We start from the raw sequence: 22,394 nt of genomic DNA, 5'->3' as shown, positions 1-22,394 counted from the left end.
GAACACAAGCAAGAATGGCTAAGGTATTCGCGATAGCGAACCAGAAAGGTGGCGTGGGTAAAACCACCACCTGTATCAACCTCGCAGCATCCCTGGTCGCGACCAAGCGTCGGGTGCTGTTGATCGATCTCGATCCACAGGGCAACGCCACCATGGGTAGCGGTGTGGATAAACACGGCCTGGAAAACTCGGTCTACGATTTGCTGATTGGCGAATGCGACCTGGCCCAGGCCATGCACTATTCCGAGCACGGCGGTTACCAACTGCTGCCGGCCAACCGCGATCTGACCGCGGCGGAAGTGGTGCTGCTGGAAATGCAGATGAAAGAAAGCCGTCTGCGCAGCGCCCTGGCGCCCATTCGCGAAAACTACGATTACATTTTGATCGACTGTCCACCGTCGCTGTCGATGCTCACGCTTAACGCGCTGGTTGCCGCCGATGGGGTAATTATCCCCATGCAGTGCGAGTACTTCGCTCTCGAAGGCTTGAGCGACCTTGTGGATAACATCAAGCGAATTGCCGAGTTGCTCAACCCGAACCTGAAAGTCGAAGGCCTGCTGCGTACGATGTATGACCCGCGCCTGAGCCTGATGAACGATGTGTCGGCGCAGCTCAAGGAACACTTTGGCGATCAGTTGTACGACACCGTGATTCCACGCAACATCCGCCTGGCCGAAGCGCCAAGCTATGGCATGCCCGCGCTGGCGTACGACAAATCCTCGCGTGGTGCCATTGCCTACCTGGCATTGGCTGGCGAGATGGTTCGCCGCCAACGCCGTAATTCACGCACCGCTGCAGCCCAGCCAAATTAAGGAATCCCCATGGCCGTCAAGAAACGAGGTCTCGGACGTGGACTGGATGCACTGTTGAGTGGTCCGACCGTCACATCGCTTGAAGAACAAGCGGTGCAGGCCGACGAGCGCGAGCTGCAGCACTTGCCGCTGGACCTGATCCAGCGGGGCAAATACCAGCCACGTCGGGACATGGACCCCCAGGCCCTGGAAGAACTGTCCAACTCGATCAAGGCCCAGGGCGTGATGCAGCCCATCGTGGTGCGCCCCATTGGCGGTGGCCGCTTTGAGATCATCGCCGGGGAGCGCCGCTGGCGTGCCAGCCAGCAGGCCGGCAAGGAAACCATCCCGGCGATGGTGCGCGATGTGCCGGATGAAACCGCGATCGCCATGGCGTTGATCGAGAATATCCAGCGTGAAGACCTCAACCCGATCGAAGAAGCGATTGCGTTGCAGCGTTTGCAGCAGGAATTCCAGCTCACCCAGCAACAAGTGGCCGAGGCAGTGGGCAAGTCCCGCGTCACCGTGTCCAACTTGTTGCGTTTGATCGCGCTGCCGGAAGTGATCAAGACCATGTTGTCCCACGGCGACCTGGAAATGGGCCATGCCCGTGCGTTGCTCGGTTTGCCGGAAAATCAACAGGTTGAAGGGGCGCGACACGTTGTCGCACGAGGCCTGACCGTGCGTCAGACTGAAGCGCTGGTGCGCCAGTGGCTCAGCGGCAAACCTGCACCGGTCGAAACCGCCAAACCTGATCCGGATATCGCGCGACTCGAGCAGCGCCTGGCCGAGCGCCTGGGCTCTGCGGTGCAAATTCGTCACGGCAAGAAGGGCAAAGGGCAATTGGTCATCGGATATAACTCCCTTGACGAGCTTCAAGGCGTCCTTGCCCACATCCGCTGAAACATTTGCTTATGTAGCGCGTGATCGGAAATCACTACCCGACAGTTGAATAGGGGCTGAACCGCCCCTATACTCTGCGCGCATTTTGTCGGCACAAATTATGCCAAGTTATTGATTTCCGGCAGCCGACCATTGAGGAGCAAGAGTGATGGAAACCCGCACGCCAAACACGTTGCCGTTCCATCGCTTGGCTGTTTTTCCGGTTCTACTGGCTCAATTTGTCATTTTGCTGATCGCCGCATTGGCGCTTTGGTATTGGCATGGAGTCGTAGCCGGGTATTCAGGACTCTGCGGAGGCCTGATAGCCTTGCTGCCCAATATGTATTTTGCTCACAGGGCCTTTCGGTTTTCCGGCGCCCGAGCAGCCCAGGCTATCGTCCGGTCTTTTTATGCCGGCGAGGCGGGGAAACTGATTTTGACGGCAGTGCTGTTTGCACTGACCTTTGCAGGTGTGAAGCCATTGGCGCCGCTGGCTGTATTCGGCGTCTTCGTGTTGACCCAACTGGTCAGCTGGTTCGCTCCCCTGCTAATGAAAACAAGACTTTCGAAACCTTAGGGCGTTTGAGGCAACCATGGCAGAAACAACCGCTTCGGGCTATATCCAGCACCACTTGCAGAACCTGACCTTCGGTCAGCTTCCTAATGGCGGCTGGGGCTTTGCCCACACCGCAGCAGAAGCCAAAGAAATGGGTTTCTGGGCTTTCCACCTGGATACTCTGGGTTGGTCGGTCGCATTGGGCCTGATCTTCGTTCTGATTTTCCGCATGGCGGCAAAGAAGGCGACTTCCGGTCAGCCAGGTGCTTTGCAGAACTTCGTTGAAGTATTGGTCGAATTCGTCGATGGCAGCGTGAAAGACAGCTTCCATGGCCGTAGCCCGGTGATTGCACCGCTGGCACTGACCATCTTCGTCTGGGTGTTCCTGATGAACGCCGTCGACCTGATTCCGGTGGACTGGATTCCTCAGTTGGCCATGGCGATCTCCGGCGACCCGCACATTCCATTCCGCGCCGTATCCACCACTGACCCGAACGCCACACTGGGCATGGCTCTGTCGGTATTCGCGCTGATCATTTTCTACAGCATCAAGGTCAAGGGCATCGGCGGCTTCATCGGCGAACTGACCCTGCACCCGTTCGGCAGCAAGAACATCTTCGTTCAAGCCCTGCTGATCCCGGTGAACTTCCTGCTGGAATTCGTCACCCTGATCGCCAAGCCGATTTCCCTGGCTCTGCGACTGTTCGGCAACATGTATGCCGGCGAGCTGGTGTTCATTCTGATCGCTGTGATGTTCGGCAGCGGTCTGCTCTGGCTTAGCGGCCTGGGCGTAGTTCTGCAGTGGGCGTGGGCTGTGTTCCACATCCTGATCATTACCCTGCAGGCCTTCATCTTCATGATGCTGACCATCGTCTACCTGTCGATGGCGCACGAAGAGAACCATTAAGACCAGTCTCGACTAGTCTGATGTCCTTCCCGGTCAAACGGGAAGGTGGCCCAACAGGGCTATGAAACGATTTGTTTTACCGCTTTAAAATCTAAAAAACCTAAACCATACGACGTAAAAGTCGGGAGGAAAGATGGAAACTGTAGTTGGTCTAACCGCTATCGCTGTTGCACTGTTGATCGGCCTGGGCGCCCTGGGTACTGCCATTGGTTTCGGCCTGCTGGGCGGCAAATTCCTGGAAGGCGCAGCGCGTCAGCCAGAAATGGTCCCAATGCTGCAAGTTAAAATGTTCATCGTCGCCGGCCTGCTCGACGCCGTGACCATGATCGGCGTTGGTATCGCACTGTTCTTCACCTTCGCGAACCCCTTCGTTGGTCAACTCGCTGGCTAATCACTCGACTTTTCGAGTGATTGGGGTGATGGACAACGAATGAGCGAGGTGTTGGCGTGAACATTAATGCAACCCTGATTGGCCAATCCGTTGCGTTCTTCATTTTTGTAGTGTTTTGCATGAAGTTCGTGTGGCCTCCGGTCATCGCGGCTTTGCACGAACGTCAGAAGAAGATCGCGGATGGTTTGGACGCTGCCAGCCGTGCAGCTCGCGACCTGGAGTTGGCCCACGAGAAAGTGGGTCAGCAACTGCGCGAAGCTAAAGCACAGGCAGCCGAGATCATTGAGCAAGCCAAGAAACGCGGTAACCAGATCGTCGAAGAGGCTGTTGAAAAAGCCCGCGTCGAAGCTGACCGTGTGAAGGCTTCGGCTCATGCCGAGATCGAACAGGAACTGAACGGTGTCAAAGACGCGCTGCGTGCCCAACTGGGTGCTCTGGCCGTTGGCGGTGCTGAGAAGATCCTCGGTGCCACAATCGATCAAAACGCGCACGCGGAGCTGGTTAACAAACTGGCTGCTGAAATTTAAGCGAGGGCGATCATGGCAGAACTGACCACGTTGGCCCGACCTTACGCTAAGGCAGCCTTCGAGCACGCCCAGGCCCACCAGCAGCTGGCCTCTTGGTCAGCCATGCTCGGCCTGGCTGCAGCAGTGTCGCAAGACGACACCATGCAGCGCGTGCTCAAGGCCCCGCGCCTGACGAGCGCAGACAAGGCCGCCACTTTTATTGAAGTGTGCGGCGACAAGTTTGATGTGAAGGTGCAGAACTTCATCCACGTCATTGCCGAAAACGACCGTCTCCCGCTATTGCCGGAGATCGCCGCTCTGTTCGACCTGTACAAGGCCGAAGCAGAGAAATCGGTAGACGTTGAAGTGACCAGTGCTTTCGCATTGAACCAAGAACAGCAAGACAAACTCGCCAAGGTTCTCAGTGCACGACTCAATCGGGAAGTGCGCCTGCAAGCTTCGGAGGACGCATCGCTTATTGGTGGTGTTGTTATCCGTGCCGGCGACCTGGTTATCGATGGCTCGATTCGCGGCAAAATCGCGAAACTTGCCGAAGCATTGAAATCTTGAGTTTGAAGGGGCAGCAGAGCAATGCAGCAACTCAATCCTTCCGAAATAAGTGAAATTATCAAGGGCCGCATCGACAAGCTCGATGTGACCTCCCAAGCCCGTAACGAAGGCACTGTCGTCAGCGTATCTGACGGCATCGTGCGGATTCACGGTCTGGCCGACGTAATGTACGGCGAGATGATCGAGTTTCCGGGCGGCGTCTACGGTATGGCCCTCAACCTGGAGCAAGACTCCGTAGGTGCAGTTGTATTGGGCGCATACACCAGTCTGGCTGAAGGCATGAGCGCCAAGTGCACAGGCCGCATCCTGGAAGTTCCGGTTGGTAAGGAACTGCTGGGTCGCGTAGTCGACGCACTGGGTAACCCTGTTGACGGTAAAGGTCCACTGGGCAACACCGAGACCGACGCGGTCGAGAAAGTTGCTCCAGGCGTGATCTGGCGTAAGTCGGTAGACCAGCCTGTACAGACTGGCTACAAGGCTGTCGATGCCATGATCCCGGTCGGCCGTGGCCAGCGTGAGCTGATCATCGGTGACCGTCAGATCGGTAAAACCGCTCTGGCCATCGACGCGATCATCAACCAGAAAGACAGCGGCATTTTCTGCGTCTACGTAGCCATCGGTCAGAAGCAATCGACCATCGCCAACGTAGTTCGCAAGCTGGAAGAAAACGGCGCCCTGGCCAACACGATCATCGTGGCTGCCAGTGCTTCGGAATCTCCTGCGCTGCAATTCCTGGCACCGTACTCCGGTTGCACCATGGGTGAATTCTTCCGCGACCGCGGTGAAGACGCGCTGATCGTTTATGACGATCTGTCCAAGCAAGCAGTGGCTTACCGCCAGATTTCCCTGCTGCTGCGCCGTCCACCAGGCCGTGAAGCTTACCCAGGCGACGTGTTCTATCTCCACTCCCGTCTGCTGGAGCGCGCATCCCGCGTTTCGGAAGAATACGTAGAGAAGTTCACCAACGGCGCAGTGACCGGCAAAACCGGTTCCCTGACCGCACTGCCGATCATCGAAACCCAGGCTGGCGACGTTTCCGCGTTCGTTCCGACCAACGTGATTTCCATCACCGACGGTCAGATCTTCCTGGAATCGGCCATGTTCAACTCGGGCATCCGCCCTGCAGTGAACGCCGGTGTTTCGGTATCCCGTGTGGGTGGTGCCGCTCAGACCAAGATCATCAAGAAGCTCTCCGGTGGTATCCGTACCGCTCTGGCTCAGTATCGTGAACTGGCGGCATTCGCCCAGTTCGCTTCTGACCTGGACGAAGCGACCCGTAAGCAACTTGAGCATGGTCAGCGCGTTACCGAGCTGATGAAGCAGAAGCAATACGCCCCAATGTCGATCGCTGACATGGCGTTGTCGCTGTATGCCGCTGAGCGTGGGTTCCTGACCGACGTTGAAATCGCCAAGGTCGGCAGCTTTGAACAAGCGCTGATTGCTTACTTCAACCGCGATCACGCCGAATTGATGGCGAAGATCAACGTGAAGGGTGACTTCAATGACGATATCGACGCTGGCATGAAAGCCGGTATCGAGAAGTTCAAGGCCACCCAAACCTGGTAAGCCGCAGCGGGAGCCGCAAGGCTCCCGCTTGCTAACCTGATAGGTGTTACATGGCAGGCGCAAAAGAGATTCGCAGTAAGATTGCGAGCATCAAAAGCACGCAAAAAATTACCAGCGCCATGGAAAAAGTGGCGGTCAGCAAAATGCGCAAGGCACAAATGCGCATGGCTGCTAGCCGTCCTTATGCGGAGCGTATCCGCCAGGTAATTGGGCATCTGGCCAACGCCAACCCGGAATACCGCCACCCGTTCATGATCGACCGCGCCGTCAAGCGTGTGGGTTATGTGGTAGTGAGCAGTGACCGTGGTTTGTGCGGTGGTCTGAATACCAACCTGTTCAAGGCCCTGGTCAAGGACATGGCGGTAAACCGCGAAAACGGCGTCGAGATTGATCTGTGTGTTGTTGGTAGCAAGGGTGCGGCCTTTTTCCGCAACTTCGGCGGTAACGTCGTTGCAGCTATCAGCCACCTGGGTGAAGAGCCGTCGATCAATGATTTGATCGGCAGTGTGAAGGTGATGCTGGATGCGTACCTGGAAGGCCGTATTGACCGCCTCTCCGTGGTATCCAACAAGTTCATCAACACCATGACCCAGCAGCCAACCGTGGAGCAATTGATTCCACTGGTGGCGACTCCGGATCAGGAACTCAAGCACCACTGGGACTACCTCTACGAACCAGACGCCAAAGAGCTGCTTGACGGCTTGATGGTGCGCTACGTGGAGTCGCAGGTGTACCAGGCGGTGGTCGAGAACAACGCAGCTGAACAAGCGGCGCGGATGATCGCGATGAAAAACGCTACCGATAACGCCGGTGATCTGATCAGCGATTTGCAGCTGATCTACAACAAGGCGCGTCAGGCTGCGATCACCCAAGAGATCTCGGAAATCGTCGGCGGCGCTGCCGCGGTTTAACGGTTCAAATATTCAGAGGATCCAGCTATGAGTAGCGGACGTATCGTTCAAATCATCGGCGCCGTTATCGACGTGGAATTTCCACGCGACAGCGTACCGAGCATCTACAACGCGCTGAAAGTACAAGGCGCGGAAACTACCCTGGAAGTTCAGCAGCAGCTGGGCGACGGCGTAGTTCGTACCATTGCGATGGGTTCCACCGAAGGCTTGAAGCGCGGTCTGGACGTTGTCGACACTGGCGCTGCCATCTCCGTACCGGTCGGTAAAGCGACTCTGGGCCGGATCATGGACGTACTGGGCAACCCGATCGACGAAGCTGGCCCGATTGCCACCGAAGAGCGCTGGGGCATTCACCGCGCAGCACCTTCGTTCGCAGAACAAGCGGGCGGCAACGACCTGCTGGAAACCGGCATCAAGGTCATCGACTTGGTTTGCCCGTTCGCCAAAGGCGGTAAAGTCGGTCTGTTCGGTGGTGCCGGTGTTGGCAAGACCGTAAACATGATGGAACTGATCCGTAACATCGCCATCGAGCACAGCGGTTATTCCGTGTTCGCAGGTGTTGGTGAGCGTACTCGTGAGGGTAACGACTTCTACCACGAGATGAAGGACTCCAACGTTCTGGACAAAGTGGCACTGGTTTACGGTCAGATGAACGAGCCGCCGGGAAACCGTCTGCGCGTAGCCCTGACTGGCCTGACCATGGCCGAGAAGTTCCGTGACGAAGGTAACGACGTTCTGCTGTTCGTCGACAACATCTACCGTTACACCCTGGCCGGTACTGAAGTATCCGCACTGCTGGGCCGTATGCCTTCGGCAGTAGGTTACCAGCCGACCCTGGCTGAAGAGATGGGCGTTCTGCAAGAGCGTATCACTTCGACCAAGGAAGGTTCGATCACCTCGATCCAAGCGGTATACGTACCTGCGGATGACTTGACCGACCCGTCGCCAGCCACCACCTTCGCCCACTTGGACGCCACCGTCGTTCTGTCCCGTGACATCGCTTCCCTGGGTATCTACCCAGCGGTCGATCCACTCGACTCGACTTCGCGCCAGCTGGACCCGAACGTGATCGGCCAGGAGCACTACGACACCGCTCGCGGTGTTCAGTACGTGCTGCAGCGTTACAAAGAACTGAAGGACATCATTGCGATCCTGGGTATGGACGAGCTGTCGGAAGCCGACAAGCAGTTGGTAAACCGTGCTCGTAAGATCCAGCGTTTCTTGTCGCAGCCGTTCTTCGTGGCTGAAGTCTTCACCGGTGCCTCGGGTAAATACGTTTCCCTGAAAGACACCATTGCTGGCTTCAAAGGCATCCTCAACGGTGACTACGACCACCTGCCAGAACAAGCGTTCTACATGGTCGGCGGCATCGAAGAAGCGATCGAGAAAGCCAAGAAACTGTAATCCTGGCGCCCGGAAACGGGCGCTCATCAGGTTGAGGCAATCAGATGGCTATGACAGTCCATTGCGATATCGTCAGCGCGGAAGGAGAAATTTTCTCCGGTCTGGTCGAGTTTGTAACAGCGCACGGTGACCTGGGTGATCTTGGTATCGCCATGGGTCACGCCCCGCTGATCACAAGCTTGAAGCCAGGTCCGATCACTCTGACCAAGCAAGGCGGGGAACGTGAGGTGTTTTACATCTCCGGTGGTTTCCTCGAGGTTCAGCCGAACATGGTCAAGGTACTTGCCGACACCGTGCAACGTGCTGGCGACCTGGATGAAGCCTCCGCTCAGGAAGCCGTCAAGGCTGCCGAGAAGGCGCTGAACGAAAAAGGCGCAGACTTCGACTACAGCGCTGCTGCAGTCCGTCTGGCCGAGGCCGCAGCCCAGCTGCGTACTCTCCAGCAGATCCGCAAGAAGTAAGCGGCGTCGCCGTTTTGTTTCATGCGTGATTGATTAAAAAGGGTAGCCTCGGCTACCCTTTTTCTTTTTTTGCAAAACACTTCTTTGGTCTGAACCCGGACCGCCCAGGATTGGTAGCCATTCATGTCTCTTGAAATCGTCATTCTCGCCGCAGGCCAGGGCACCCGCATGCGTTCAGCCCTGCCCAAGGTACTGCATCCGGTTGCCGGCAACTCCATGCTGGGCCATGTTATCCACAGTGCCCGCCAGTTGGACCCACAACGTATTCATGTGGTGATTGGCCACGGTGCCGACGTGGTCCGTGAGCGTCTGGCTGCGGACGATCTGAATTTCGTATTGCAAGACAAGCAACTGGGCACCGGCCACGCGACCGCGCAGGCTGTGCCTTTCATCACTGCGGACACGGTATTGATCCTCTACGGCGATGTCCCGCTGATTGAAGTGGAAACCTTGCAACGCCTGCTCAAGCACGTGGTGCCTGGCCAGATGGGCCTGCTGACCGTTGAGCTGGATGACCCTACGGGCTACGGCCGCATTGTGCGCAACGCCGACGGCAAGGTGGCTGCCATCGTTGAACACAAAGATGCCAGCGAAGCCCAGCGCGCGATTACTGAAGGCAATACCGGCATTCTCGCCGTGCCCGCCAACAAGCTCGCCGACTGGATGAGCCGCCTGTCCAACAACAATGCCCAAGGCGAGTATTACCTCACAGACGTCATCGAGATGGCCGTCAGCGATGGCCTGCTGGTCGCCACCGAGCAGCCCCACCATCCGATGGAAGTGCAGGGCGCCAACGACCGCAAACAACTGGCAGAGCTGGAACGTCACTATCAACTGCGCGAAGGCCTGCGCCTGATGGCCCAGGGCGTGACCCTGCGAGACCCGGCGCGTTTCGATGTACGTGGCGAAGTCACGGTGGGCCGCGACGTCCTGATCGATATCAATGTGATCCTCGAAGGCCGCGTGATCATTGAAGACGGTGTGGTCATCGGTCCGAACTGCGTGATCAAGGACAGCACCTTGCGCAAAGGCGTGGTGGTCAAGGCCAACAGCCATATCGACGGTGCAGTGATGGGTGAGGGCAGCGATGCCGGGCCGTTTGCGCGCTTGCGTCCGGGTAGCGAGTTGGGGGCCAAGGCCCATGTGGGTAACTTTGTCGAACTGAAGAACGCTCACCTCGGCGAAGGCGCCAAAGTCGGCCACCTGACTTATCTGGGGGATGCCGTCATCGGCGCACGCACCAACATCGGCGCTGGCACCATCACCTGCAACTATGACGGTGCCAACAAGTACCAGACCACCATTGGTGAAGACGTGTTCATCGGGTCCAATAACTCGCTGGTTGCTCCCGTGACCATCGGTGATGGTTCCAACACCGCAGCGGGCTCGACCATCAACCAGGATGTGGATAAGTCCCAACTGGCCGTTGCCCGCGCCCGCCAACGCAACATCGACGGCTGGAAACGCCCAGTCAAGATCAAAAAGAGCTGAGTTATCCACAACTCGATAGGTTGAGACTCACTCCTGTGGAAGCTGGCTTGCCTGCGATAGCGGTCTGACATTCATCATGATGTCGCCTGACACGCAGCTATCGCAGGCAAGCCAGCTCCCACAGTTGTTTAGTGGCATGCCCGAAAGCTCTACAAAAATGCCTTCCGCCTCTTGACGATCTTTCCCCAATAGGTTTTGATTGCCTTCGTTATCTTTCGAAACGAAACTTATCACTACCATGTCGAAACGAAACACCCCCCAGCGACGCCACAATATCCTCACCTTGCTCAACGAGCAGGGCGAAGTCAGCGTGGACGAGTTGGCCAAACATTTCGAAACTTCGGAAGTGACCATCCGCAAGGACCTTGCTGCCCTCGAAAGTAACGGCTTGCTCCTGCGTCGCTACGGCGGTGCAATCACTATGCCCCAAGAGCTGGTGGGCGACGCTGCCCAGCCCATCTCGGCCTACAAGCGCGCCATCGCCCGTGCGGCCGTGAAGCGTTTGCGTGAACATGCGCGCATCATCATCGACAGCGGCAGCACTACCGCCGCGATGATCCCCGAACTGGGCCATCAGCCGGGCCTGGTGGTGATGACCAACTCCCTGAACGTGGCCCGCGCCTTGAGCGAATTGGAACACGAGCCGGTGCTGTTGATGACCGGGGGTACCTGGGACCCACATTCGGATTCGTTCCAGGGCCAGGTCGCTGAGCAGGTGCTGCGTTCCTATGACTTTGACCAGCTGTTCATCGGTGCCGATGGCATCGACCTGCAGCGCGGTACCACTACCTTCAACGAACTGCTGGGCTTGAGCCGTGTGATGGCCGAGGTCGCCCGTGAAGTGGTGGTGATGGTCGAATCCGACAAGATCGGCCGCAAGATTCCCAACCTGGAACTGCCCTGGAGCAGCGTCCATACCCTTATTACCGATGATCGCCTGCCGCTCGAGGCCCGCGACCAGATCCAAGCCCGCGGCATTACGCTGATATGCGCGGCAATCATCTAGGAGAAACACCATGTGTGGAATTGTTGGCGCAGTCGCCGAACGTAACGTTACTGCCATCCTGATCGAAGGCCTCAAGCGCCTCGAATACCGCGGCTACGATAGCGCCGGTGTGGCCGTCTTCACCAACGCCGGCAAGCTGGAGCGCATGCGCCGCCCGGGTAAGGTCAGCGAACTGGACCAAGCCCTGGCCGGTGAGCCGCTGGCAGGCCGCCTGGGCATTGCCCACACCCGTTGGGCCACCCACGGTGCACCGTGCGAGCGTAACGCTCACCCGCACTTCTCCGGCGACCTGGCCGTGGTGCACAACGGCATTATCGAAAACCATGAAGTGCTGCGTGAACAACTCAAGGGCCTGGGCTACGTCTTCACCTCGGACACCGACACCGAAGTGATCGCCCACCTGCTCAACCACAAGCTCAAGGATCACAGCGACCTGACCACCGCCCTCAAGGCCACGGTCAAGGAACTGCATGGCGCCTACGGCCTGGCCGTGATCAGCGCCAGCCAGCCTGACCGCCTGGTTGCCGCACGCAGTGGCAGCCCATTGGTGATCGGCCTGGGCCTGGGCGAGAACTTCCTTGCCTCTGACCAACTGGCCCTGCGCCAAGTGACCGACCGCTTCATGTATCTGGAAGAAGGCGACATTGCCGACATCCGCCGTGAAAGCGTGCAGATCTGGGATGTGAATGGTCAGTCCGTCGAGCGCGAAGCCGTGCAATACCGCGACGGTGCCGAAGCCGCCGACAAAGGCGAGTTCCGCCACTTCATGCTCAAGGAAATCCACGAGCAACCATCCGTGGTACAGCGCACCCTGGAAGGTCGCCTGAGCCAGAACCAAGTATTGGTGAACGCTTTCGGCCCGCAAGCCGCCGAACTGTTCGCCAAAGTGCGCAATGTGCAAATCGTCGCCTGTGGCACCAGCTACCACGCCGGTATGGTGGCGCGTTACTGGTTGGAAGAACTGGCCGGCATCCCCTGCCAGGTCGAAGTCGCCAGCGAGTTCCGCTACCGCAAGGTGGTGGTGCAGCCCGACACCCTGTTCGTGACCATCTCCCAGTCCGGTGAAACCGCCGACACCCTGGCTGCCTTGCGCAACGCCAAGGAGCTGGGCTTCCTCGGCAGTCTGGCGATCTGCAACGTCAGCATCAGCTCCCTGGTGCGTGAATCCGACCTGACCCTGCTGACCCAGGCCGGTCGCGAAATCGGCGTGGCCTCCACCAAAGCCTTCACCACCCAACTGGTGGGCCTGTTGCTGCTGACCCTGTCCTTGGGCCAAGTGCGCGGCACCCTCGCCGAAGGTGTCGAAGCCACCCTGGTGGAAGAACTGCGTCGCCTGCCGACCCGCCTGGGTGAAGCCTTGGCCATGGACAGCACCGTGGAAAAAGTCGCCGAGCTGTTCGCTGACAAGAACCACACCCTGTTCCTCGGCCGTGGCGCGCAGTACCCGGTGGCGATGGAAGGCTCGCTGAAACTCAAGGAGATCTCGTACATCCACGCCGAAGCCTACCCGGCCGGCGAACTGAAGCACGGCCCATTGGCCCTGGTGGACGACGACATGCCAGTGGTTACCGTGGCGCCGAACAACGAACTGCTGGAGAAGCTCAAATCCAACCTGCAGGAAGTACGCGCCCGTGGCGGCCAACTGATCGTTTTCGCAGATGAAAAAGCCGGCATGACTAACGGTGAAGGCACCCACGTCATCAACATGCCGCATATCCACGACACGCTGTCGCCGATCCTCTACACCATCCCGCTGCAGTTGCTGTCGTACTACGTGGCCGTGCTCAAAGGCACCGACGTTGACCAGCCGCGTAATCTGGCGAAGTCGGTGACGGTGGAATAAGCCTTACTGACGTACCCAATAGGGGTGGTTTTTAACAATAAAGATTGACACAAAACAATAAAGTTTGACACTGGCGAACATAGATTGACACAAGGCTCAAACCCCCGTATCTACGGGGGTTTTCCTTTCCAGGCTTTCCCTTTGGTCTGGAATCATCGCTTCAACTTTCAGCGGGTGTAGTCTAGAAAACGTTTTGTATACGGCCGCTTTGCCGGTCGTGTCCTTCTACGACTTTTTCTCGGCGCGAGGTGAAGCGGTCCGCATCGACTGAGGAGGCGTGGGTTGCGAGGTCGTAAGTTTGCATCACAGCAGGACATTGAACGGCACATTGCAAATGGATTTGGCGAAGGCGCCGGGGCAAGCTACGTGCCTTGGCTGCGGGTACAAGATGTCCCGTCGATAGGTCGTTCGCACAAGATTCAAGGCGTGAAGATCGAGAGGATTCATCACCTCCTGTCAGATCTCGAGCGTTCGTACTTCCTTGTGTGTGAATTTTCTGAAGACGTCGTGGATATACGGGAGCAATACCCTTTACTACCCACAGAGCGTGCGCAAGCGATAGCGTCGGCGATCGATGTACGCTATCCAAGATACCCTAGAACAACACTGCCTTATGTGATGACAACAGACTTCCTGTTAACTGTTAAGGACCCGAGCGGAAACTTCAAATCGGTAGCTAGGACGGTGAAGTATCGTTCCGATTTAATTGGCAATGGAAGTAAAAGAACGCTTGAAAAACTTGAAATTGAAAAGCGTTTTTGGGAAAGCCAAGGTGTAGATTGGAAAATCGTAACAGACGAGTTTTTTACACGAGATTTTATAAAAAATCTCGGACTAGTCAGGAGATACTCGAAGCTCTCGCGTGATCTAATGAAAGTGCCGTTGCATTCGAATTTTATTGAGTGCTTGGTAAACAGCCGGGAATATTCGTGGACCTTGGCCACCTGTCTAAGAAAAATAGCATCACTTCTGTCCATTTCCTATATAGACGCTCAAGCAATTTTCTTTCATCTGGTTTGGAACAAAACACTCAAAATAGATTTGGTTAACACTCCTCTCCACCTTACTGGTCTAGTTCCTGACTTCGAAGTTTCCCCGAGCCCTGTCCAAGTATCGTTGAAGGAGAAAATGTCATGACTGTTCTCGTTAATGACGTTTTCGAGCCTGTAACCGATCTGTCGGTCATCGCTACGATAGCCAGGCTCCTTTACCAAGATGAAACGCATGACTTAGCAGTTGTGATGGATCTATCTGACCCACCCCGGCAGCCATACGCTGTGGGTCTGGAGGAGCTTCGTCGATCGTTAGCGTCTGGTCACACCAAACCAGCAGCCATTGCCACGCCCGAGTTCATGCTTGTGCTTGAGGAACAGTTGGATGAGAGAGCCAAGCAAGGCCGGGACGAAAAGTGGGCCGTCATCGCCCCTCTGCTAGATCCTGAATACCCAGGACAAATATTTGTACGAGGTGAGTTAGGCCGACTTGTTAGCAAACGGGCGTCAGAGCTCGGAATCCAGCGGAAAACGATCTATCGACTTCTTTACCGCTATTGGTTTTATGGTCAAGTTCGCAACTCATTGCTTAACAATTATACGGCAGTAGGGGTTGCCGATAGAAAATATGATCCGAGCAGGCCACCAGGGCGAAAGCCTAAATTTCAAGGCGTTCTTACTTCGCCTTCCAAGATGCTCAGTGCAGTTGATAAACGATGCATCCGTGTTGGATATGCTCTTTATGTAAGAGATAAGAAATCATCTATTTCGAGCGCATATGACGAAATGTTGAGACGATTCTACTCTGTTCGAGACATCTCTAAAAACAGTGAAGAAGAGCTTCGTTTGTTGCCTGGTTCAGAACTCCCCAGCTTGAGGCAGTTCCAATATTGGGGACAGATTTTTTTCGACGAGATTGAAACCGAGCGTGGCCGTAAAGGGTTGAGGAGGTGGTTAAAGGATTGCCGTCCGCTTTCAGGTACCGTTCGAGATTGGCTGCGTGGACCCTGTCATCAGTTCGAAATCGACGCAACGATTGCCGATATTTATTTGGTCAACAGCTACTCTAGACGGATGCTCATTGGTCGGCCCGTTGTTTATATCGTAGTGGATAGTTTCTCCGGAATAATTGCTGGTCTCTATGTAGGATTGGAGGGCCCTAGTTGGAATGGGGCGAGACAAGCGCTGTTCAACGCGTTTACCTCCAAAGTCGAGTTCTGCGCTCAGAACGGCGTTGACATCAATGCAGATGATTGGAATTGTCACCACCTGCCCCACCAGATTTACGCCGACCGGGGAGAGATGCTGTCACTCGCAGCAGAGGGGTTATCCTCAGGGTTGGGAATTGAGATGGGCACTGCCCCACCTTATCGGCCTGATTGGAAGCCTATGGTAGAAAGTCGGTTTGGCATTTTGAATGATTTGACGGGTATCAGGTGGCTACCTGGCGGGGTAGCTGCGCGGGACAAAGAGCGCGGCGAGCGAGATTACCGGCTCGATGCCACGCTGAACCTCAAAGAGTTCACCCAAATCCTCATCAATTGCGTGCTCCACTATAACCGTCACCATCGACAGCCTGACCGACTGACTCAAGCGATGATGAATGACGGCGTAGAACCTACGCCTAACGGTATATGGAATTGGGCCTGCGACAACGACCTGATCGAATCCAACAAACGTCCCGACGAGCTGGTTTATCTCCACCTTTTACCGCGTGAGCGCGCGACCGTTCAAAAGGGCGGAGTGATGTTTCGCGGCATGCACTACGTGTGTGATATGGCCATAGAGAAAGATTGGTTTGCCAAGGCTCGCAAAGGGGGCGTTTGGTCAATAGAGTGTTGGTTCGATCCGAACTCTGCGGCACACATTTGGATTCAAGGAGAGGCCAAGCAGTTTATCCGTTGTGATCTTCGACGATCGGATGCCGGTTACGCGAATTATCGCTCGGACGAGATTTTTGATCTGCTCGAAGCCTATCGCCAAAAACCGCCTACTCGCCGTCGAGCTGAGCTGGAAAGCCGTGTGCAGCTTAGCGATCAGGTCCACCAGATCATCAGTCACGCGCTCGCAGAACGAAAACAGGAACCTGCTCCGCCTACTAAGGCAGAGGCCACTGGAAACATCCGCGAGAACCGCGCAGAAGAACGTCTCCGCGAGCGTGAAAATGCGGTTGTTCCTGAAGGCGTCAGGGTGGAGCCAGCTTCACTTCAATCTGAAACGACACAGAAAGCGCATGATTCATATGCCGGTGAGCGCACCGCTCAGGTTATCGATTTGCTCAAAAGAATTCGGCCAGGACAGGCAAAATGAAAGGTGCACAGACGTTTGCCAATTACGTCAGACAGGACATTAGTGAGTATGCGGGTAACCCGCTTATCGAAGCTTTGCCTCCGATATTGTCGGAGGCGGCGGCTGTTGAACTGATTTCGAACTTTCCTCAGCCGGTGGATCCGAAAGAGCTGACGCTCGAAGGAGCCACTCGAATTCACTGTATCGACAGGCTGAGAACCGTCGTACAGCCGTTCTTGCTACATCTGGAACTGGAGGCCCTGTTCTCACTGCTCATCCGTCGAGGGTATGTCGGGCGTAACCCGATGTCGCCCGCTACCGTCCGGCATTTGCATTCTTTATCGGGAGCTCAGCGTTACCACGATGCGTTCAAGTCCACTGCAGAAACGTTTACGGTCGTCGGCCTGAGCGGCATTGGCAAGTCAACGGCACTCCACGCCATCTTGAGCCTTTATCCACAGACAATCCGTCATGAGCGCTATGAGGGAAAGCAGTTTGTTCATACCCAAATCACATGGCTGAAGCTTGACTGCCCTCGGGATGGATCGCTGGCTGGATTTTGCCAGCAGTTTTTTTATGCGGTTGGAGACGCTCTAGGAGACAAGGACTACCACAAGCGCTACCGGCATCGAAACATCAATGATGCGCTGCAACAGATGGAGCAGGTGGCCAGCACGTTTTTCATCGGCGCCTTGTTGATCGACGAGCTGCAAAACCTCCACCTGGCGAAAACCGGTGGTAAGGAGAGCATGCTGAATTTTTTCCTGCACTTGGTAAACAACATCGGTATCCCGGTGGTTTTCAGTGGCACGAACTCGACGATTAGCCTGTTCTCAGAAGCCATGCGGACTGCCCGCCGAGTTTGTGGTGCTGGTACGCTCGAATTCAAACGATTCGAAAAGGATGATGAGGAGTGGCGGTTGTTGGTCGAAAATCTCTGGAGCTATCAGTGGTGCAAACAGACGGCTGAGCTGACCGACGAGATTTTTGACACGCTGTATGAGCACACTCAAGGCGTCACGGATTTCCTGGTCAAGCTGCTGGTATTGAGTCAGCGTTATGCGGTCCAGAGTGGCTCGGAGTGTTTGACTGCCGAGATCCTGGTGAAGGTAAGCAACTCAAAAATGCAGATTCTAAAGCCAGCCCTTTCAGCTCTGCGTAGCCGTGATCCGAAGCGGATGCGACAGTTTGACGATTTGCTGCCGATTGAGGATCAGCTGAGCGAAATGATGGTTTTCGATGGATTGGCACGAGAGGATCGCCTCACCTTGCTTCGAAGCGTTGTATCCCGTGAGAAGCCGGTAGACCCATCTCCGACCATTTTTGCGAAAGATCACCCATCGCCGATTGCTACTGCTGTGGAAAACTCAGAGGCTAAAGCGCTTAGCGAACATGACGCTCCCCTCGACGCTCTGCGCGCTGCGGGCTGGCTCAACGAGGACCTGTTTGAGTTCTCACCGATGTATCACAAAGCGTGAGTCGGAGGGGGGGTGAAGTGCAACTTAAACTCCATTTCTTCCCCGCCGCGTTTCCCGACGAGACGCTGCACAGCGTGATTTCTCGTTATGCCCGTCTTTGCGGTGTTCGTAATTGCCAAGCAGCATTTGCCGGACTGAAATCGGCGGCAGCTTTTTCGCAAAATGTGGCATTCCCGAGTCATTTAGGGGATTTTGTCGATGCGCTACCCAGCGGTACTGAGCTATCGGTAGCCGAGGTCCTCATGCGCCACACATTATTACCCTACTATGCGCCGTTTTTGAGGATGAGCCAGGTCGAACACGCTCGGACGCTGATGACCGCTGATGGGAAAGGCTTGATGTTGAAGCTGGGCGTCAACGCGAGCCGTATTGGATTCGCCTCCCGAGTGCGGTTATGCCCAGAATGTATCGCACAAGATCAGGCTCAACGGGGAGTCGCTTACTGGCACAGGGTCCACATGCTTCCAGGCGTGCTGGTATGTCCGCATCACGGTACGTCACTCAGGATCCTTGATCCTCGCTGGTCCAGCCGCAGCTCTCGACAACTCAATCTGCCCAATGATGAGAATGTGCAAGCACACACAGTACTTCTCGACACCCCGTTGCGGTGCATGCCACCGCTTCACGAAATAGCGTTGCGCTCACTTCAGGTCCTCGAGTCTGACGTCACTGCTTTGTCGGCGGAGGCGGTGCGCTTCACGCTTTTACACAGGGCAACGCAGCTCAACCTTGCTTCTGATAACCATCGCTTGCACCTGCACATGCTGGCGCAGCACATGGCCGATTTTTTTGCTGCACTCCCGCGAGAATGGGAGTTTTCTATACTCGGAGATGTTCGTGCAGGTACACCCGCCTCATGGGTCACGAAGCTGCTTCGTACGCCTATAACCTCTCACCATCCGCTCAAATACATTTTATTGGCCGGTGCTCTGGGCGTTGAAATGGTGAGCTTGCTTCATGGTCAATGCCCAGTGAAAGAGGCGGTGGCATGTGATCCGAAAGCTCACATTCGGCTTCACGCGCGCCTTTCTCCGGTGATGCCTGGTGAAGGCCTGGACTGTTCGTCAGCCGCTGTGTGGCAACATGCTCTTGAAGGAGCTGATGCCAAAAAGATCGCTGCCGTTCTAGGCGTTTCATCAGCGTATGTCTATCGTCACATCAGAAATGTACCCGGCGGGCAAGATGCTTGGAGGGAGGCACGATTTCACACTGAGCTATGCGCAAGACGCGCGGCTTTCGAGGCTGATTATCGATTTTACAAAGCACATGCATGCAGGGGGTATGCGTGGCTGTATCGCCACGATAAGCAGTGGCTTTCGGAGTCAACTGCAAACCCAAGCCCCCATCGTACGCCTCGTCTAAATAGCACCGAAATGTTCGCTGCCCTCGATGCGAGACTGGCCGGCGAAGTCCGTCAGTGTGCCGACGCGCTTTATGCTCTTGCGGGTAAGCCTGTCCGCATTTCGCGTACCAGGATAGGTCGGGAGCTTCATGTTCTTTCTCGCTTCGAAAAGCAGCTTTGCAAGCTTCCTCTGTGTGCAGCAATGCTCGAAAAAGTATGTGAACCAATCGAAGGCTTTCACGATAGGCGTCTGCGATGGGCTAGACGCCAATTGCTCTCAGAGGGCAAGGCTGTATCACGTTCTTCGCTCTACAGGGTCGCGAGCATTCGACCCATGCTGTAATCCAGCTGGGCATTCCCCCTCCATCTAAAAAGTTCTAAATCAATTCACCATAAACCCATTATTTTTCTGTTAATGAAAAAATTCCCCTCCAGAATAGGTCCGGCATACGCTGGATCATCACGATCAGCATGTAAACGTACTAACCCGCGATCAACTGAAATAGTTTTGCAACCGGCATGGGCTGACCTACGCGGGTTTATCGATACGTGTTTTGTATTCGAGGAATACGGGCGCGGCAGGATTTAGATGAATTCACTACGATTCAAAGTTGAGCGGCTTGTCATTTCAAATCCAGACCGGATGCAGAATTTTAGGGGTTGCATATATACTGCCCCCGGATGCACATTCTCTTCGAGCCCTACCTTTAATCGGTAAATGATGTCTGATCTATTATTTTTCCCCGTTTCGATGCCGGATGAAATGCTTTACTCTCGTGTCACCCGATATCACTATCTGTCAGGTAACAGAACCGCGACGGAAACCTATCGCGATTTGTTCGCATCGAAACCCTTTTGCATCGGTGGCATCGTACCCAAGCAGATCGAGAGGCTCGCGCACAGGCTGCCGGGGCAATCGGAGAGCAATCTCGCAGAGTTGATCAGAAGCAATACTACTTTTCCTGCTTACCGACCGTTTCTTGGGGTTAAGCAGGGGCCAGAGAACGACGTAGGGCCACTGGGTTATGACGGGGTGGTACGGGTGCCCCGCAGAGAAGAGTCCACCCATGGCAAGGCTAAGCTTTGTCCTACCTGCGTTCAGGAAGATTTGATTGAGCGGGGTTCTGCCTACTGGCATCGATCTCACCAGATACCCGGTGTTGCCGTCTGTTGGCGTCATGGCGACGCATTGATCCATGCCTGCCCCGAGTGCTCTCGCCCGTTCTACCGTAAATTGAAGCTGCTTCCCAATCTGACTGAGCCATGCGCATGCGGCTGGAGCCCGTTAAACAGCGCAGCAATACACAAGGGGTCAAAGATGGAACAGAAAGTCGCTCTGTTCGCACACGATATCCTGCAACGCAATATCCCTCCGATAGGCAGTACGGTATTAAGTTCGTGCTACGTCCGCCAATGCAAGAAACGCGGATTCATTTTCGGAAAAAATGCGGGTATCGCAAAACTATTCGACAGCATCCAAAGCGCTTACGGCGATGAGCTTTTGGCGCAGATTGATCCAGCCTACAACACCGGAAAGCATGAGCAATGGATCCGGCTCAAATCAGATAAAGGTCAGCTAAATATGCCGCTCGCGCGGCATTTGATCATTGCTCTTCATTTGTTTTCCAGTGCAGATGGCTTTGAAGAGGCTCTGAAGAATGAGTCTATTCTGCTGAGTGCCGCTGTTTCTCCGCGAGCGCCCAAAGTCGAAGAATCGCGTCTTAGTCAAAAAACTAGATATCGCCAAAAAATCGAGTTGCTTTTAGCGCTACGTACCGATGCCAATATCGAGTACCTCTGGAAGAAGGCGTACAAACCTACGCAATGGATTCTAGAAAATGATAACGCATGGTTAATGGCAAAACTCCATGCCCCTAAAAAAGCTACAGTTAAGGTCGAAAAGTCCGTCGACTCAAGAGACGACGCCTATGCAGCCCTTATCGAAGCGGGCGTAGATGAGCTGTATAAAGTTACGAAAGATCCGAAGAGAGTGAACATTCGGAATTTGCAATCGCTGCTCCCAGGTTCGTTACCTCATGAGCTGGATCTACGCAAGCAGAGGTTCCCTCTTACTTATCAACAGATCAAGATTCATCAGGAGTCAGTATGGCATTTTCGTCTAAGAACTTTGGTGTGGACTGTCTCTGAACTCATCAGGATGAAGCTCCCCGTGAATTACTCGACGGTAAGATTGACCTCAGCGGTATCAAGCAAGGTTTTCCTGGTTTTTTGCAGTTTCTTCGAGTGGGATCTGGAAAGCCTGGCAAGAACCGGGGTCGACGCGGAGGCCCTGCTCAGGTCTACCGGCGTATCGAGGAATTGGGAGGGACCACCGGTTCAAATAAGCTTTTGAGGGCATCTTTGTTCCGTCAGCGTCTGCCAACCTTTGGTGTTAACAAAAATCCCATCTGGCTTGAAAGCGTAAATGCGGGGTAGCGTCCACCTTTCACATTAGTAACCTTCGCGGCAGCTTTCTGAAAGCTTTCACTTGTTACTCTTTAACTCAGTAAATTGAGCTTTAGGAGAAAATCATGAAAGCAATGACAGCAGTGAAAGCGTTTTGCGCCGCTTCGATTTTGACCTTATCTTCATTAGCCATGGCTGAAGGTGGCGGTGACCGCGTGTATGGTCGAATGATGCAAGAGAACCAACAAGCAATGGAGCAATATGCCTCAAGGAACGGCAAGACTCCTCCTGAAGTTGTTCATTATGAATATGGTATGAACCTCGATATCCACAAGGTCGTCAGTGTCACGCAAGCCAATAAAACCTGTGGGGTTGCCCCTTCGCGCATGACCTATGAAGACTCTACGGGCAAGCTTAACACCGTGGAATATAAGGTCATGGCCGACAACTGCCCCCATGGAAGCTAGACAATGAAATTATTTAAGAACTGCATAATTCTCCTTTGTCCGAAACTAGCTTACTGCTCGCTGACGTAGAAGTAATTTTCAGGAAAGCCTGAAGTTATCCATTTTATGAAATCATTCCGTCAGTCGAAGGGTTTC

Annotated in this window: 20 protein-coding genes; all 20 read left to right on the top strand. The window is 55.1% G+C overall.

The genetic code is table 11. The features are described from left to right. Window positions 1-14 precede the first annotated feature (14 nt). Entirely contained in the window at window positions 15-812 is a 798-nt protein-coding gene (locus APH41_RS00840) for a ParA family protein (RefSeq protein ID WP_054898307.1), read from the top strand. A 9-nt stretch (window positions 813-821) separates the two neighbouring features. Next, entirely contained in the window at window positions 822-1,694 is an 873-nt protein-coding gene (locus tag APH41_RS00835; protein WP_003195890.1) for a ParB/RepB/Spo0J family partition protein, read from the top strand. Window positions 1,695-1,842: 148 nt separating this feature from the next. Beyond that, window positions 1,843-2,250, top strand: coding sequence for a F0F1 ATP synthase subunit I (locus tag APH41_RS00830; RefSeq protein WP_010565865.1), 408 nt, complete (start codon window positions 1,843-1,845; stop codon window positions 2,248-2,250). Between the two features lie 16 nt (window positions 2,251-2,266). Continuing rightward, a complete protein-coding gene (gene atpB, locus APH41_RS00825; RefSeq protein ID WP_003195886.1) occupies window positions 2,267-3,136 on the top strand; it encodes a F0F1 ATP synthase subunit A in 870 nt (289 codons plus the stop codon). A 133-nt stretch (window positions 3,137-3,269) separates the two neighbouring features. Further along, window positions 3,270-3,527, top strand: a complete 258-nt coding sequence (gene atpE / locus APH41_RS00820) for a F0F1 ATP synthase subunit C (protein ID WP_002555987.1) — start codon at window positions 3,270-3,272, stop codon at window positions 3,525-3,527. A gap of 56 nt (window positions 3,528-3,583) precedes the next feature. Continuing rightward, a complete protein-coding gene (locus APH41_RS00815; RefSeq protein WP_003195835.1) occupies window positions 3,584-4,054 on the top strand; it encodes a F0F1 ATP synthase subunit B in 471 nt (156 codons plus the stop codon). A gap of 12 nt (window positions 4,055-4,066) precedes the next feature. Beyond that, on the top strand, window positions 4,067-4,603 hold the full coding sequence (locus APH41_RS00810) for a F0F1 ATP synthase subunit delta (protein ID WP_003195833.1): 537 nt from the start codon (window positions 4,067-4,069) through the stop codon (window positions 4,601-4,603). 21 nt (window positions 4,604-4,624) lie between these two features. After that, window positions 4,625-6,169 (top strand): F0F1 ATP synthase subunit alpha, encoded by a 1,545-nt coding sequence (gene atpA, locus APH41_RS00805; RefSeq protein ID WP_003195831.1) that lies wholly within the window; start codon window positions 4,625-4,627, stop codon window positions 6,167-6,169. A gap of 50 nt (window positions 6,170-6,219) precedes the next feature. After that, entirely contained in the window at window positions 6,220-7,080 is an 861-nt protein-coding gene (gene atpG, locus APH41_RS00800) for a F0F1 ATP synthase subunit gamma (protein ID WP_003233565.1), read from the top strand. Between the two features lie 27 nt (window positions 7,081-7,107). Next, on the top strand, window positions 7,108-8,484 hold the full coding sequence (gene atpD / locus APH41_RS00795) for a F0F1 ATP synthase subunit beta (protein ID WP_003195827.1): 1,377 nt from the start codon (window positions 7,108-7,110) through the stop codon (window positions 8,482-8,484). 44 nt (window positions 8,485-8,528) lie between these two features. Beyond that, complete coding sequence (locus tag APH41_RS00790) at window positions 8,529-8,945, top strand: F0F1 ATP synthase subunit epsilon (protein ID WP_003195825.1); 417 nt, start codon at window positions 8,529-8,531, stop codon at window positions 8,943-8,945. A gap of 123 nt (window positions 8,946-9,068) precedes the next feature. Next, window positions 9,069-10,436 (top strand): bifunctional UDP-N-acetylglucosamine diphosphorylase/glucosamine-1-phosphate N-acetyltransferase GlmU, encoded by a 1,368-nt coding sequence (gene glmU / locus APH41_RS00785; RefSeq protein WP_054917004.1) that lies wholly within the window; start codon window positions 9,069-9,071, stop codon window positions 10,434-10,436. A gap of 238 nt (window positions 10,437-10,674) precedes the next feature. Beyond that, a complete protein-coding gene (locus APH41_RS00775; RefSeq protein WP_003195822.1) occupies window positions 10,675-11,442 on the top strand; it encodes a DeoR/GlpR family DNA-binding transcription regulator in 768 nt (255 codons plus the stop codon). Window positions 11,443-11,452: 10 nt separating this feature from the next. Continuing rightward, complete coding sequence (gene glmS / locus APH41_RS00770) at window positions 11,453-13,285, top strand: glutamine--fructose-6-phosphate transaminase (isomerizing) (protein ID WP_054917001.1); 1,833 nt, start codon at window positions 11,453-11,455, stop codon at window positions 13,283-13,285. Between the two features lie 282 nt (window positions 13,286-13,567). Beyond that, complete coding sequence (locus APH41_RS00765) at window positions 13,568-14,422, top strand: TnsA endonuclease N-terminal domain-containing protein (RefSeq protein WP_019816909.1); 855 nt, start codon at window positions 13,568-13,570, stop codon at window positions 14,420-14,422. After that, complete coding sequence (locus tag APH41_RS00760) at window positions 14,419-16,587, top strand: Mu transposase C-terminal domain-containing protein (protein ID WP_019816908.1); 2,169 nt, start codon at window positions 14,419-14,421, stop codon at window positions 16,585-16,587. The genes APH41_RS00765 and APH41_RS00760 overlap by 4 nt, the downstream gene beginning before the upstream one ends. Next, window positions 16,584-18,044, top strand: coding sequence for an ATP-binding protein (locus APH41_RS00755; protein WP_019816907.1), 1,461 nt, complete (start codon window positions 16,584-16,586; stop codon window positions 18,042-18,044). The genes APH41_RS00760 and APH41_RS00755 overlap by 4 nt, the downstream gene beginning before the upstream one ends. Before the next feature lie 17 nt (window positions 18,045-18,061). Further along, complete coding sequence (locus APH41_RS27720; RefSeq protein WP_082060923.1) at window positions 18,062-19,729, top strand: TnsD family Tn7-like transposition protein; 1,668 nt, start codon at window positions 18,062-18,064, stop codon at window positions 19,727-19,729. A gap of 378 nt (window positions 19,730-20,107) precedes the next feature. Then, the gene (locus APH41_RS27715) at window positions 20,108-21,739 is read left to right on the top strand and encodes a TniQ family protein (RefSeq protein ID WP_225568932.1); all 1,632 of its coding nucleotides are present in this window, start codon (window positions 20,108-20,110) and stop codon (window positions 21,737-21,739) included. Between the two features lie 187 nt (window positions 21,740-21,926). Next, window positions 21,927-22,259 carry a DUF2790 domain-containing protein gene (locus APH41_RS00730; protein WP_032872197.1) on the top strand — a complete coding sequence of 111 codons (333 nt, stop codon included), beginning with the start codon at window positions 21,927-21,929 and terminating at the stop codon, window positions 22,257-22,259. Window positions 22,260-22,394 lie beyond the last annotated feature (135 nt).

It is taken from the genome of Pseudomonas sp. NBRC 111138 (genome assembly GCF_001320835.1).
Classification (GTDB): domain Bacteria; phylum Pseudomonadota; class Gammaproteobacteria; order Pseudomonadales; family Pseudomonadaceae; genus Aquipseudomonas; species Aquipseudomonas paracarnis.
The sequence above is the reverse complement of the archived record's forward strand: the minus strand, read 5'-3'. Positions and strand labels throughout refer to the sequence as shown.

What these genes read in the sequence shown, in the direction of transcription:
- glmU (WP_054917004.1), top strand. Translation starts at nt 9,069, where the DNA reads ATGTCTCTTGAAATCGTCATTCTCGCCGCAGGCCAGGGCACCCGCATG.
- atpG (WP_003233565.1), top strand. Translation starts at nt 6,220, where the DNA reads ATGGCAGGCGCAAAAGAGATTCGCAGTAAGATTGCGAGCATCAAAAGC.
- APH41_RS00790 (WP_003195825.1), top strand. Translation starts at nt 8,529, where the DNA reads ATGGCTATGACAGTCCATTGCGATATCGTCAGCGCGGAAGGAGAAATT.
- APH41_RS27715 (WP_225568932.1), top strand. Translation starts at nt 20,108, where the DNA reads ATGTCTGATCTATTATTTTTCCCCGTTTCGATGCCGGATGAAATGCTT.
- APH41_RS00760 (WP_019816908.1), top strand. Translation starts at nt 14,419, where the DNA reads ATGACTGTTCTCGTTAATGACGTTTTCGAGCCTGTAACCGATCTGTCG.
- glmS (WP_054917001.1), top strand. Translation starts at nt 11,453, where the DNA reads ATGTGTGGAATTGTTGGCGCAGTCGCCGAACGTAACGTTACTGCCATC.
- atpB (WP_003195886.1), top strand. Translation starts at nt 2,267, where the DNA reads ATGGCAGAAACAACCGCTTCGGGCTATATCCAGCACCACTTGCAGAAC.
- APH41_RS00755 (WP_019816907.1), top strand. Translation starts at nt 16,584, where the DNA reads ATGAAAGGTGCACAGACGTTTGCCAATTACGTCAGACAGGACATTAGT.
- atpE (WP_002555987.1), top strand. Translation starts at nt 3,270, where the DNA reads ATGGAAACTGTAGTTGGTCTAACCGCTATCGCTGTTGCACTGTTGATC.
- APH41_RS00830 (WP_010565865.1), top strand. Translation starts at nt 1,843, where the DNA reads ATGGAAACCCGCACGCCAAACACGTTGCCGTTCCATCGCTTGGCTGTT.
- APH41_RS00810 (WP_003195833.1), top strand. Translation starts at nt 4,067, where the DNA reads ATGGCAGAACTGACCACGTTGGCCCGACCTTACGCTAAGGCAGCCTTC.
- atpA (WP_003195831.1), top strand. Translation starts at nt 4,625, where the DNA reads ATGCAGCAACTCAATCCTTCCGAAATAAGTGAAATTATCAAGGGCCGC.
- APH41_RS00775 (WP_003195822.1), top strand. Translation starts at nt 10,675, where the DNA reads ATGTCGAAACGAAACACCCCCCAGCGACGCCACAATATCCTCACCTTG.
- APH41_RS00840 (WP_054898307.1), top strand. Translation starts at nt 15, where the DNA reads ATGGCTAAGGTATTCGCGATAGCGAACCAGAAAGGTGGCGTGGGTAAA.
- APH41_RS00730 (WP_032872197.1), top strand. Translation starts at nt 21,927, where the DNA reads ATGACAGCAGTGAAAGCGTTTTGCGCCGCTTCGATTTTGACCTTATCT.
- APH41_RS00835 (WP_003195890.1), top strand. Translation starts at nt 822, where the DNA reads ATGGCCGTCAAGAAACGAGGTCTCGGACGTGGACTGGATGCACTGTTG.
- atpD (WP_003195827.1), top strand. Translation starts at nt 7,108, where the DNA reads ATGAGTAGCGGACGTATCGTTCAAATCATCGGCGCCGTTATCGACGTG.